The sequence below is a fragment of the Clostridium sp. genome (genome assembly GCF_051278035.1).
Classification (GTDB): Bacteria; Bacillota; Clostridia; order Clostridiales; family Clostridiaceae; genus Clostridium_AD.
The window spans coordinates 1-13818 of record NZ_JBNMNU010000116.1 but is presented as its reverse complement, the minus strand read 5'-3'; the positions used below and the strand labels follow the sequence as shown (position 1 = coordinate 13818).

At 30.3% G+C, this 13818-nt stretch carries 14 protein-coding genes; 5 read left to right on the top strand and 9 right to left on the bottom strand.

From position 1 onward, the window contains the following. Positions 1-321 precede the first annotated feature (321 nt). From hisS to ACJAX4_RS16070, 3 genes are all read left to right on the top strand, one after another. The gene (gene hisS / locus ACJAX4_RS16080) at positions 322-1656 is read left to right on the top strand and encodes a histidine--tRNA ligase (RefSeq protein WP_435790466.1); all 1335 of its coding nucleotides are present in this window, start codon (positions 322-324) and stop codon (positions 1654-1656) included. A gap of 86 nt (positions 1657-1742) precedes the next feature. Beyond that, a complete protein-coding gene (locus ACJAX4_RS16075) occupies positions 1743-2930 on the top strand; it encodes a hypothetical protein (RefSeq protein WP_435790465.1) in 1188 nt (395 codons plus the stop codon). Positions 2931-3026: 96 nt separating this feature from the next. Then, positions 3027-4379 carry an aminotransferase class V-fold PLP-dependent enzyme gene (locus tag ACJAX4_RS16070; RefSeq protein WP_435790464.1) on the top strand — a complete coding sequence of 451 codons (1353 nt, stop codon included), beginning with the start codon at positions 3027-3029 and terminating at the stop codon, positions 4377-4379. A 146-nt stretch (positions 4380-4525) separates the two neighbouring features. On the opposite strand, the gene ACJAX4_RS16065 is transcribed toward ACJAX4_RS16070, so the two are convergent. The 8 genes from ACJAX4_RS16065 to ybaK all read right to left on the bottom strand — a co-directional run bounded on the left by ACJAX4_RS16065 (position 4526) and on the right by ybaK (position 10583). Next, a complete protein-coding gene (locus ACJAX4_RS16065) occupies positions 4526-5026 on the bottom strand; it encodes a flavin reductase family protein (RefSeq protein WP_435790463.1) in 501 nt (166 codons plus the stop codon). A gap of 32 nt (positions 5027-5058) precedes the next feature. Continuing rightward, entirely contained in the window at positions 5059-5967 is a 909-nt protein-coding gene (locus tag ACJAX4_RS16060; protein ID WP_435790462.1) for an AEC family transporter, read from the bottom strand. 34 nt (positions 5968-6001) lie between these two features. Further along, on the bottom strand, positions 6002-6766 hold the full coding sequence (locus tag ACJAX4_RS16055; protein WP_435790461.1) for a histidinol phosphate phosphatase: 765 nt from the start codon (positions 6764-6766) through the stop codon (positions 6002-6004). A gap of 155 nt (positions 6767-6921) precedes the next feature. Continuing rightward, complete coding sequence (locus ACJAX4_RS16050; RefSeq protein ID WP_435790460.1) at positions 6922-8004, bottom strand: GerMN domain-containing protein; 1083 nt, start codon at positions 8002-8004, stop codon at positions 6922-6924. Positions 8005-8218: 214 nt separating this feature from the next. Beyond that, the gene (locus tag ACJAX4_RS16045; protein WP_435790459.1) at positions 8219-8623 is read right to left on the bottom strand and encodes a hypothetical protein; all 405 of its coding nucleotides are present in this window, start codon (positions 8621-8623) and stop codon (positions 8219-8221) included. 131 nt (positions 8624-8754) lie between these two features. Further along, positions 8755-8976 carry a YdbC family protein gene (locus ACJAX4_RS16040; RefSeq protein WP_435790458.1) on the bottom strand — a complete coding sequence of 74 codons (222 nt, stop codon included), beginning with the start codon at positions 8974-8976 and terminating at the stop codon, positions 8755-8757. A gap of 100 nt (positions 8977-9076) precedes the next feature. Continuing rightward, the gene (locus tag ACJAX4_RS16035; RefSeq protein ID WP_435790457.1) at positions 9077-10075 is read right to left on the bottom strand and encodes a Gfo/Idh/MocA family protein; all 999 of its coding nucleotides are present in this window, start codon (positions 10073-10075) and stop codon (positions 9077-9079) included. A gap of 19 nt (positions 10076-10094) precedes the next feature. Continuing rightward, on the bottom strand, positions 10095-10583 hold the full coding sequence (gene ybaK, locus ACJAX4_RS16030) for a Cys-tRNA(Pro) deacylase (protein WP_435790456.1): 489 nt from the start codon (positions 10581-10583) through the stop codon (positions 10095-10097). A 193-nt stretch (positions 10584-10776) separates the two neighbouring features. Here ybaK and ACJAX4_RS16025 point away from each other — a divergent pair, with 193 nt between their 5' ends. Both ACJAX4_RS16025 and ACJAX4_RS16020 read left to right on the top strand, forming a co-directional pair. Further along, positions 10777-11067: a hypothetical protein gene (locus ACJAX4_RS16025; protein WP_435790455.1), complete on the top strand. Its 291-nt coding sequence runs from the start codon at positions 10777-10779 to the stop codon at positions 11065-11067. 328 nt (positions 11068-11395) lie between these two features. After that, positions 11396-13420, top strand: coding sequence for an alpha-amylase family glycosyl hydrolase (locus ACJAX4_RS16020; RefSeq protein WP_435790454.1), 2025 nt, complete (start codon positions 11396-11398; stop codon positions 13418-13420). Between the two features lie 37 nt (positions 13421-13457). Here ACJAX4_RS16020 and ACJAX4_RS16015 read toward each other — a convergent pair whose 3' ends face one another. Beyond that, the gene (locus ACJAX4_RS16015; RefSeq protein WP_435790453.1) at positions 13458-13706 is read right to left on the bottom strand and encodes a hypothetical protein; all 249 of its coding nucleotides are present in this window, start codon (positions 13704-13706) and stop codon (positions 13458-13460) included. Positions 13707-13818 lie beyond the last annotated feature (112 nt).

Below are 13818 nucleotides of genomic sequence, written 5' to 3'. Positions count from 1 at the left end.
TCCCTTAGTAGATAGTTTCATTTCATCACCCCTTTAAAGTAGAGTGTTTTACTATACTTTCTAAGTATATAATATCAAACCCCACTAATCTTGTCAACTATAAATAATACTATTCTCCATTATTATTTCGATATACAATATAAATTATTTATTAATATGCTTTTTATTGTTAAGTAAAGATACAAGAAATCTTATATTAGTTGTTGAAGAATTTAACTATTTATAGTATAATTTAAAAAACTCTTTGGAGTAACAATTAATATCACCCACGTAGGCACATCACTTATGCGGTTTTTTATATTTTAAAGGGAGGCATTAAAAATGAAAAAAGAGATTGTAAAACCATCAATTTTACCTGGCTTTATGGAATTACTGCCAGCTGAACAAATTCAGTTTAACAAATTAGCAGACACAATAAGGGACACCTATGAAAGCTTTGGATTTATGCCTATAGATACACCAATAATAGAGAAATCAGAAATACTCCTTGCAAAAGGAGGCGGAGACACCGAGAAACAAATTTATAGATTCACAAAGGGCAGTAATGATTTATCCCTCAGATTTGACTTAACTGTTCCTCTAGCCAGGTACGTGGCTCAAAATTACAGTTCTTTAAGTTTCCCTTTTAGAAGGTACCAAATTGGTAAAGTATATAGAGGAGAGAGAAATCAAAAAGGTCGATTCCGTGAGTTTTACCAGTGCGATATTGATATTGTTGGAAATAACAATTTGAGCATTTTTAGTGATGCGGAAATACCTAGTATTATTTATTCTATATTTAATAATCTTGGCTTTAAAGATTTCACGATAAAAGTAAATAATAGAAAACTTTTAAACGGTTTTTTTGAATATTTAAAAATCCAAGATAAAGCTGAAGTTCTAAGAATTGTTGATAAAATAGATAAGATTGGCAAAGTCAATGCCATAGAAGAGTTACTCAGTAATGGTTTAAATAATGAAGTTGTAGAACAAATTTTCGAATTTATTAACTTGACTGGTAGCAACAAAGAAATTTTATTATTATTACAAAATTTAAATATTTGTAATACAAACTTTCAAGAGGGTTTGGAGGAGCTTTCAATAGTTTCTAAATATGTAGAATTGTTTGGTGTTCCACAGGAAAATTTCAAAATAGATTTAAAAATTTCAAGAGGTCTTGACTATTACACAGGCACCGTCTACGAAACATTTTTAAATGAATACCCTTCTATTGGTTCGGTGTGCTCAGGCGGACGATATGATAATTTAGCTGAGTATTATACCAAGCAAAAACTACCTGGAGTAGGAATATCAATCGGACTTACTAGACTATTTTATCAACTAAATGAAGTTGGATTTTTTAATAATAATAATAATAATAATAATAATAGCACTTCTATAACAAAAGCAATAGTAATCCCACTAGATAATAATAATATTGATTATGGAATTTCTATTGCAAAAGCCTTAAGGGCTAAGGGGGTAATTACAGAGATATACCTCGAAGACTCTAAACTTGTAAAAAAACTTAACTATACGAATAAATTAGGTATTCCTTTTGCAATTTTAATAGGTGATACAGAAACTGAAAATAAAACTGCAACTATAAAAAAAATGGTGACTGGTGAGCAAGTAACTGTTGATTTTAATGAGGTTTATGAAATAGTTAATGCATAACTCACATTACAAAAGCAATATATTTCAACAAATATATTGCTTTTGTAATGTGACTATTTAAGTAATCGTAAAAAAGGAGATTATTTATGGATTTAATTAGAAATACCAAGTGGTTAGAAGATATTAATTTCTTATGCTGCGAGCTTCCTAAAAAACATAAAAATCTATTTGCACAAAAGAATGAAAATGAGTTTTTAAGTGATATTTCTTTACTAAAAGCAAACGTTGACTACCTAAGCAACCATGAAATCAAATTGCAAATCGCTAAGATTATTGCATCAATAAAGGATGCGCACACCTCTGTTCCCTTACAAATTAATCTCTTGCTTCCCTTAAAATTGTATTGGTTTTCAGATGGTATATACGTTATATCAGCCCCTTTAGTTTACAAGGATATCCTATATTGTAAAATAACAAAAGTAAACGGAACTCCCATAGAAGATGTTATTAATATTTTAAAATCGATTATTTCATATGAGAATGAATCCTATCTAAATTCACAAATACCTAAATACTTACCCGCTATTGAAATTTTATATGATTTAGAACTTGTGAATGATATAGATAGTTTAGACTTAACATTTGAAGATGAAAAAGGAGCAATTGGTTGTCTAAAGATAACTCCTCTTCCTATAAAAGAATGTAGAGAAACATTACGTTCAATTGATAATTATTTAGTAAGTGCAGAAAAATTACCTCTTTACAGAAGAAACAATGACAAATATTACTGGTTTCAATACATATCTGTTCATAAAATAATTTATTTTAAATATAACGCTTGTAGGGACATGTTACACATAGATCTTTTTAATTTTTGCAAAAATTTAATGCTATTTATTAAAGAACACGATGTAAAAATACTTGTAATTGACCTGCGAAATAACTTTGGTGGTAACTCTACATTATTAGATCCCTTTATTGAGGATATTAAGCATTGTCATAAGATTAATAAGAAAGGCAACCTTTTTGTAATAGTAGGACGAGAGACCTTTTCTTCTGCCCTATTAAATGTATTTTCTTTAAAAGAAAATACCTCAGCAATATTTTTAGGCGAGCCCACTGGTGGAAAACCAAATTGTTATGGTGAGGTTCAGCGCTTTACATTAAAAAACTACGGTCTTACCGTTTGCTATTCTACTGAGTATTATAAAATTATTGAAGATGATACATTGCCCTCTTTTTATCCAGATGTTAATATAATTCTAACTATACAAGATTATTTCACTAATGGAGATCCCTGTTTTAAACATATTATTAATTATAAAGACTTATAAAATAATCATGTCCATGACTTTGCAGGTCTTATTAGTCACCTTTTCCTCTCACAGCTAATATTATATATTGTAAATAATTCTATTAGGAGGAGTATTGTGTCATCTAAAGGTAATAGTACAAGCTACAGAAATCTGATACTTGGCGCAAATAAAAAGGTGCCTTTAATAACCGGAAAAAGTGTTACCGCAATTAATTTCGATAATGCAGCAACTACCCCCCCCTTTAAATGTGTTATGAGTGATATTATAGATTTTGCTCCCTGGTATTCCTCCATTCATCGCGGGGAAGGATATAAGTCTAAACTAACTACTGGATTATATGAAGAGTCTAGAGATATTATCAGTGGTTTTGTGAATGCTGATTTTAATAATACTGTTATTTATGTTAAAAACTCCACAGAGGCCTTTAATAAGTTATCAAACTTATTATACGAGCCCAATAAAAAAAATGTTATTCTAACCACAGATATGGAACACCACTCAAATGATTTACCTTGGAGAGAAAAATTTATTATAGATTATATATCTGTAGATGATTCTGGCGAGTTATCCTTAGAAGATTTAAAATCTAAATTAAATAAATATAACGGTTATATAAAACTAGTTACGATTTCAGGTGCTTCAAATGTAACTGGTTATAAAAACCCAATTTACAATATAGCTAAATTGGTTCATAAATTTGGTTCAAAACTACTTGTAGACGGTGCACAATTAATACCACACGCTCCTTTTATCATGAATACTCAATATAATAAAGAATGTAATATAGATTTTTTAATCTTCTCTGCTCATAAAATGTATGCCCCTTTTGGCACAGGAGTATTAATTGGTCCCAAATGTATTTTGGATGAATGTGAACCTGATTTAGTAGGCGGCGGAACAGTAGATATTGTTACTCATGATTTTATAAAATGGAATGGATCTCCTGAACGTCATGAGGCCGGCTCTCCGAATGTTATGGGCTCTATAGCTCTTGCATCAGCTATTAAGTGTCTAAATAAAATTGGAATGGCTAATGTTGAGAACTTTGAAAAAAAATTAACTTCCTATGCTATAAGTCAAATCAAAAATATTCCAAATCTAAAAATTTATTGTGATACTTCTAAAGATGTTGACAGAGTTAGTATAATACCCTTTAATATTGATGGAATTCACCACTCCACAGTCGCCAAAATCCTTTCTTACGAATGGGGTATTTCAGTGAGAAGTGGGTGCTTTTGTGCTCAGCCTTACATTGTTAAGCTATTAAATATTTCAAGTGAGTCTATGCGCGATCATATAACTAATCCTGATTTGTACCGCCCTGGAATGGTTAGAATTAGTTTCGGACTATATAATACCCGCTCAGAAATTGATATATTAGCTTATGCACTAACTAAAATTTCATTAAACAGAAGTCATTATATTACTAAATATAATAACATGAAAAAAACTCTATTCGATGTATAACTGCTAGTGTCATTTGCCTTCAAATAAAAATAGTACACTTTATTGATTAGCTGAGATTACAAAAATACAAGTTTGATTATAAAATACTTGTATTTTTGTAATTCCAGATAACAATTTTGTGTACTATTCCCGTATTGGCTAATTTATTACTTCATATAAGTTGCTACTATTTCTCCATAATATACAGTATGGTAATTTCCATCTTTATAAGAACTTTCGGCCATGTCTTTTGACATAAATTGTGGATTCATATCCTGTTTATATACAATTTCACATTCATAATGAAGTTCACATTCACCTATTATAGGAGTATCAACATTTTTACTATCATCTAAGGTTAAATTACACTCCTTAAATTTATCAATATCTCTGCCTGATTTACTTCCACACACTGCTAACTCATTCTTTAGATCTTTACTTAAGGGTATGCTCACAGTAAAGTCATCTGAATTTTCTATAAGATCATGAGTATATCTTGACTTTCTTACCAAGACAGTAAATATAGGTCTATTCCATTCATATCCTACACTTCCCCAGCTTATAGTCATAGTGTTAATTTTATCACCAGATTTTACCGTTAAAAACGCACCCTGAGTATGTAAAAAACTCATACCTTTTTCTAAATTTTCCGTAAAATTAACTTTCATTGCAAACCCTCCGTTCTACGAATTCATTTATTCTATAAAAATAGTATTATTATAGGTACAGTTATTCCTGATAGTATTGTAGTTATAAATATGCACTGTGAAGCAAGCAAAGGATCCCCATTATATTTCTCTGCAATTATTGCAGCTGTTACTCCTGCTGGCATAGCCTCAAGTATAACGCATATATTTATTAACAACTCATCTACCTTTAGAAATTTCATTACCACATAAATAATTAATGGAACTACTAATAGTCTAACCATTGTAGCATAATATATAGACAAATCAGAAAAAATACTTTTAACCTTCATTTCCGCAAGCATTGACCCAATAATTATCATAGCTATTGGTGTAGTGGTAGATCCCACTAGTTTAAACGAAGCTTCAATAGGGATCGGTAATTCAATTGAAAACAGGAATAAAATCATACCAATAAATACGGCTATAAGAGCTGGATTTACTAGCACTTTTTTAACCGATTTTAAATCCTTTTCTCCGGTGTAGATCATTACGCCTACTGTCCACACAAAAATATTGAAGGGAATATTGAATATTGCCGCATAAAAAACGCCTACCCCTCCATAAATTGATTCAATAACTGGGTAACCCATAAATCCCACATTTGAAAAAATTGTTACAAACCTAAATACCTTTTGTTTATTTTCTGGAAACTTAAAGAATAATAATTTACTAATAAATATTAGACTTATATGTATCAAAAATGAGTATAATAAAATCTTTTGAGCATTGCTAACCATCTGTGCTTCATATTTAATATTAAAAGATGTAATTATCATAAATGGCAAAGTTATATTTATTAATAATTCCGACAAACCTCTATCAACTGCGTTACTTAGAAAATTTTTTTTCTTAGCGTAAAAACCCACCATTATAATAATGAATAATACGATTACTTGATTAATTAATTGGCTATTTTGCATTTCTATTCTCCTCAAAAATACTAGTAAAATAATATTACATATATTCCATTTTTCTATTTTTAAAATATACAGGTTTAAGGTTACATATTTCACATATACTATTAGCTAGTTTAAAGTTTCGCCCAACATGTTCTGCATGATGTGCATCGGAACCTATAGTAACATATTTCCCCCCTTTTTTATTGTACGTACTATAAATATGAATTAAATTATTATATGCTTCTTTATTGCCCAGTCTCCTAGTGTTTAGTTCTATTACTTTTTCATTACTAACTATAGTATTTAACACTTCATCTATATATTTATTAAATTCTTCGTAATGTATTTCCTTATCGTAAAATGTAGCATATCTAGATATATAATCAATATGACCTAAACTATCAATAAAGTCATACTGTTTGATGCAATCAATCATACTTCCAAAATATTGTTCAAAAGAGTCTTTCTTACTTTTACCCTCATAAAATTTCGGATAGTATATATCTTGTCCATCAGCTACATGTATGGATCCGATTATATAATCAAAAGGATACTTACTTGCTATAGCTCTATTTTCATCTAGGCAATTTAATTGCATGCCGATTTCAATTCCAAGCATAAATTTATTACTCTTATACTTGTCATAGTCATTAAAATACTTATCTATATCAAAGTTGAAATCTTCTCCTGTTGGAAAATTTAAATCTAAATGCTCTGTAATAGTCATTCCTATGCCGATATTTTTAGAATGTTCCAGACCATGCTGAATTTTCATTTGAGAGTCTAGTGAAAATTCTGTATGTATATGCGAATCAATCATAAGGTTACCTCCTAAATCTTCTATAAGTGGTATGAAAAATTTATCTTTTACAATTATACCATAGTTTGCATATATACAATTTAAAGTTAAATATATTAGTAATAATTAATTATAAGACAAAAAGGAATTACTAAGATGTAATCCCTTTTCTCTTCTTATAATTCTTTAGTGTTTTTGTGATCTACAACAAAAGCTTCACCCTTCTTCATTAAAATATGCCCGGAACTATAAGGAGCACCTTCCACTGTTATATAAACCTTTTTTACCATATAATAATCACCCAGTGTATTAGTAATACATTGAAGTATCTGGCTTTCATAACCACTTCCAGCATTCATTTCCTGCGTAAATTCTTTTGAAAAGTCAACATACACCATATTATCCTTATTCAAATAAAGACTTTTTATTGTTGTGTTAGCGCTAATTAATTTCCCTTCATTCTTATTCGGAGCTTTCTTAAAATAGTTTTCAAATTCTTTTTTTGTTATATCATTCGTATTAAAAGAAAGGGTTTTTTCTGTGATATAATTGAAACTGTCATTCCCATTTGGATAATAGAATTTTACTGTTTGAACAAAGGGAACGTTATTCTCCATCTTACTTAATGAAGAACTTACCTCGTAATTTTTCTCACCTGTGAATAAGGTCTTAACGAGTCCAATATTTGGTGCGTAATATTCTTTGTTTGTATTTTCTTTTCTTACAGTTGTGACTTCTAAACATTCATAACTTGCTAGTGGAGTTTTTATAGCAACTTTAAGATTTGTGATACTTCGTTTACTTCCATCTGACAATGTCCAAGAATTACCTTTTATAAGTGGCTCCTTTAATAAAACATCATTTTCATTACTCTTTGAAGTAACATCTTCTCTATAATAATTTTCTCCCTTAGAATATATACGTTTTAATTCTCCATCACTGTTTTCCAGTACTTGCACCGTCTCTGTACCACCATTATTAACTCTAATCTGCTGGCGATTTCCTCTTAAATAGTCCACAAACACTGAATAGGTTGCATATTCATTACCTTCTCCAGCATACGTATACTTTATGCTCTCTTTAAACGGGTAGTAATCACCTATATTAGCCGTGACAACAGTTTCTTTCGAACTATTTTTTTGGGGCTTAGAGTTACCTGTATTTTCTGGAGGTGATACTTTGCTTGTTAATCCATTGCCACAACCAGTTAGCAACGCAAATGTAAGGAATAATAATATAACACAAGTGTGTTTTTTCATAGTGCCACATACCTCCTGTATTTTTTATGTATTTTGATTTTAAAATCTCATTACAAATAAGTTTATTCTATAATACCATAATTTATTTCACTTTAAGTATAAGACGATAGTAAAGTGTAAAAAGTTACTTAAATTTAAATAATAAACACCTAGAAAATATAAAATACTTTCTAGATGTTATCAGTTATAATCATCTAACTTCAGTAATTGAAATTTATCGTGGCACAACCGTATGGTTTGTCTTAAGTATATCTCCTCCACCAGAGATCGTCGCATCATAAGTTCCAGCAATTGTTTTCACATTGACGATCCAGTTGAATGTTGTCATTCCTATCCCATCTGTTTTGCGCCATTGAATAACGGGTATTGTTTTGTCTTTTATTTTATAAGAAGTCGTAATGTTATACCTAGTATTGGGTATTCCTTGTATTGTTATAAGACCGGTTTCCCCGCGCTTAACAACGGATACAGCGTTTATAATTTTCAATTTACCTTGAGATATCATTGGTTGTTTTTGAGACATGTTAAAAACTTGAACTACAGGTGTTGTACCAAAAACCCCATAGAATCCAATGATACATACACCTAAAAATATAATACATGCTGCCTTGATTTTCATAAAATCACCTCTTAATATATATAATACCCAGATTTATATATATTATTTGGCACCACCTAATATTAAGTTCTTCACACACATCAAATGTAAATTATTACTAATTATTCTAATATCCTATAAGTCATTATTTACTACAATTCCAATTTGTTAAGTATATCCTTAAGTAACTTTAACTCATCCGTTGTAAGAGTCAGCCCTTTACCCATCTTCTCATGCTCAGGTGACCAGTCTCTAATATCATACTTTGCTTCTTTATCATTCCAGCTTATTAAATTCAACTCTTTTTTCCACATTTTAGAAGATTCTGATAGAGAACCTAGGGTTTCTTTTATTTCATATTTAATCTCTGCCATTTTTACACATCCTAACAATAAATTTTTTTAAACATTATTACTAACATTAAAAACTTGATTCTATTATATAATATATTCTTATGTTATTGTAGAATTAATTTTAGTTTAAGTCTGCTGGAAAAATAAGTCCTATCTGTTTTCTTGTTTCATCCATTGTCTCCATCACCCATTTAGAAGTCTGTAGTAAATTAGAGCACCCCTCCATATCAACGTTTTTAATAGTGCTTATAAAACTTCCAATTTCATAGCACATATCATGCTCTTCATGAAATTGTGTTAGATCTTCTTCTTTTCCATCTCTAAAAACTATTTTTACCTTTTCAAATTTATTAATATTTTCTATAACTATATTCCCCTCTTCTCCTTGAATTTCTGAAGGTAATTTTGAATTCGTTATTTTTGAGTACATAACTACAGCATCCATTTCGTCATACTTAAATGTTATGCTACCCTCTCCATCAACACCAGATTCAAGAATTAAAGCATTTGCTTTTATTTCCTTTGGTTTACCAAATAAATTTATCATAGGATTAATACAATAAACTCCTATGTCCATTAAAGCACCATTAGATAGTTTTTGATTAAATGCATTTAACACTATTCCTTCCCTATATTTATCATACCTTGAAGAATACTGACAATAGCTTGCAAAATATTTTCTTACCTTACCTATTCTATGTAGATTATCTTTAATAATTTTAAAATTAGGCAGTTGTGTTGTCTTCATAGCCTCCATTAAAATAACCTGATTGTCTTTTGCAGCTTCTATCATACTAATTACCTCTTTTGTATTTGAAGCAAAAGCTTTTTCACATAATACATGTTTTTTATTGTTTAAAAACAATATGGCTTGCTCTGAATGAATGGCATTTGGCGATGCAATGTACACAGCATCAATTAAATCGCTTTTTGCCATTTCATTTAAATCTGTAAAAACATATTCTGCATTATGTTTTTCTGCAAACTCCTTACCTTTTTCTTCACTTCTTGAATATACGGCTGTTAAAACAAAATCACTAACTTGCGCTGCTCCATTTAAAAACCAATCTGTAATATTACTTGTTCCTATAACTCCAAATCTTATAACTTCCTTATTCATTAAATCCCCTCCTATTTTCCTATATATTTTTCTTCATAGTAATCGACTCTGTATTACAACTAATAAGATTTATTAAATCCTTTGGTGACATTTCAATTTGATGACCTATTTTCCCACCACTGATAATGAACGTATTAAGTGATGTACACGCGCTATCTAAAACAGTTTTATACTCTTTTTTCATTCCTATTGGTGAGCAACCTCCACGAACATAACCTGTTACCTTATTAATGTCTGAAACCATAATCATATCAATAGTTTTTTTGCCCACTGCTCTTGCTGCCGCCTTTAAGTCAAGTTCATCCGCAACAGGAATTACAAAAACAAAATATTCTCTGCTTCCCGCCTTAGTCACAAGTGTCTTATATACCTGGCTCACAGACTGCCCCATTTTTAGTGCAACGGATATACCATCTATTAATCCATCGCTATGATCATATGTATATGCATTATATGGAATTCCAGCCTTATCAAGAATTCTCATGGCATTTGTCTTAATTTTATCCAATGTTTATCCCTCATTTCACTTTTAGCTTCAATAATAACATAGTATAAGCCTAATAATCTATACATCTATATATATTTTTGATTTAAAGTTTACTTAAAATATAAAACCCCCTATAAGAGTGAACCTTTGAACATTGGTTCGAGTTAAATTTTTATGTTATACTTTATTAGAGTTAAAATTAGGAGGCAAAATAATGGCAAATATATTGAGATTTCCAAAAAAACAACTAGAGAAAACTTTAAAAAACTTTGCAAAAAAAGAAAGTTTAGGTTCAAATGATATATCTGAATGGATACGACTTATAAAAGATTTTATATATGAATTTGATTTAAATTCTGAAGTTAATGAAGAAGGCACACTTTCCATCACAACTAATAAGGAAGAACAAGTTGTAATTGAAAAAATGATGCATGTATTAGAAGGCACAAAAACTTCTTTTAATTATATTTTTGATGGTAATATTACTTACATAGAAGAAGACTAAACATAAAAAAAAGTACGAATTATTATAATTCGTACTTTTTATATACATTCTATTAGCTACTATGATTTACTAAGGAACTAGACCAACTATTAAATTTGGAGCAGCATGTACACCATTTACCTTGCATTTAAACATTTTAGTATATAAATTGATTAATATGGTTGTTTAGCAGGAATTTCGAGATCAAAATAGAATGCTTTTACATAAAATTTACAAATAAAAGAGGAAATCAAACATAATAAGTTGAAGTATATATATAATACTTTTTATTTGAAAAACATAATAATTGTATGTTTTAGATAATTATTATAATAGGAGGAGATTTTTTATGAAGGATAACCATAAGAAAAAAAACAATATAAAAATATTGGACATTGACCCCTATCTCAAACCCTTTGAAAAAGATATTAGCTTAAGAGTAAATCGATATGAAGAAACTAAAAAGGTCTTGCTTTCTAACTATTCTAATTTTAAATCCCTTGCAAATGGAAACTTGTTTTATGGCTTCCATCGCTGCGATGGAGGTTGGTATTATAGGGAATGGGCACCAGCTGCGCAGGCTCTATATCTAATTGGAGATTTTAATTTTTGGAATTCTGAGTCCCATCCCTTAAAAAAAATAGGGAATGGTAATTGGGAAATATTTTTAAGCGGTAGTAATGCCCTTAAACATTTGTCAAATGTAAAGGTTAGGATAGTGGCCAAAGGTGAATCCAAAGATAGACTTCCACTTTACATTAAAAGAACAGTACAAAATCCAGTTACTAAAGATTTTATCGGTCAAATATGGCAGCCAGATATTCCTTTTGTTTGGAAAGATAGCGACTTTCAAGTGGATCATTCAAAACCATTACTTATATATGAAACTCATGTTGGTATGGCTCAAGAAAAAGAAGATATGGGTACTTTTAAAGAATTCACGCAAAATATACTTCCTAGAATAAAATCAGAAGGATATAACACTATACAACTTATGGCAATTATGCAACATCCATACTATGCTTCTTTCGGTTATCAAGTATCAAACTTCTTTGCAGTTTCGTCTTGGTTCGGTACTCCAGATGAACTAAAGCTATTAATTAATACAGCCCACTCCATGGGGCTTACAGTATTACTTGATTTGGTACATTCTCATGCTATTAAAAATATAGCAGAAGGAATAAACGAATTTGATGGAACGGACTATCAGTTTTTTCATACCGGAAGCAAAGGAAGTCATCCTGCTTGGGACACAAAACTGTTTAATTATGGTAAGCCAGAAGTTATTCATTTTCTATTGTCCAACATTAAGTTTTGGCTTGAAGAATATCATTTTGATGGGTATCGCTTTGACGGCGTATCTTCAATGTTATATCATCACCAAGGTTTAGGGGTAGCTTTTACTGATTATAGCAAATACTTTGGTGAGGATACAGATGTAGAAGCAATCACATATCTTCAATTTGCCAATGACTTAGTTAGAGAAGTTAGAGCCGATGCAATTACAATTGCTGAGGATATGAGTGGTATGCCGGGTATAGCCCTTCCTGTAGGCTATGGCGGAATAGGTTTTGATTACCGCTTATCTATGGGAATACCAGATCTTTGGGTGAAAATACTCAAGGAACGTACTGATGAGAATTGGAGCATGAGACAGTTATGGTATGAACTAACTAATAGACGTCCCCTGGAAAAATGTATTGGCTATGCCGAATCTCATGACCAAGCCCTAGTAGGCGACAAAACTTTAATGTTTCGTTTAGCAGGTCCTGCAATGTATAACCACATGTTAAAAACAGATAATAACTCCATTATAAATAGAGCTGTTGAAATAATTAAATTAATTAAATTTCTCACTATATCTTTAGGGGGTGAAGGATATTTAAATTTTATGGGCAATGAATTTGGTCACCCCGAATGGATTGATTTTCCAAGAGAAGGTAATAATTGGAGTTTCCATTATGCAAGACGACAATGGAGTTTAATAGATAATAAAAATCTAGTTTATGATTACTTGTTGATTTTTGATAAAGAAACGTTAACTTTCTTTAAGTCACATAATATATTGGGAGCGAGTGATTTGATGAATCTTTGGAGTGATGAGGATTTAAATTTACTTGCCTTTAGAAAAAGTGGATTAATATTCTTATTTAATTTTAATCCAACAAAATCTTTCGAAGAATATGAACTTCCAACTGCGGAGATTGGTAAATACAAAGTTATATTTAACAGTGACCAAAAAATATTTGGTGGATATGATAGAATATCTTCAAATTATATTTATGACACAAAAATTTTACACGGTAAAGACAATAAAATTGGAATCACAATTTATTCCCCAAGTAGAACAGTGCTAGTTCTAAAAAAATTATAAATAAAACTGCTGGAATATACTCCAGCAGTCCATCTTACTATAAATGATATATGATAAGTTCTATTTTACCAAAAGGTAATTCTATTGGAAGCACATATGTAGTACAAATTGTGTTATCAAAACAAATTGACTGTGGTTCCATCTCTAATTCTACTCCAATTTTAGACATAGCTACAAGATATAATCCATTATTTAAATTCAAAAATTCACCTACAGAATCTTTAGCCAATTCACTTATACTAACTAATTCTTCCTCTGCATATATAGAAGCTAGTTTTACAAACACATCTTGCTCCGCATTTCGACCATGTTTTGAAATTCATCTCTGCATGTCCATGAGATCTCCCAGGGTAAGACAATTCACTTTCATTCCATGAACCCACATTCTTTACACCTAC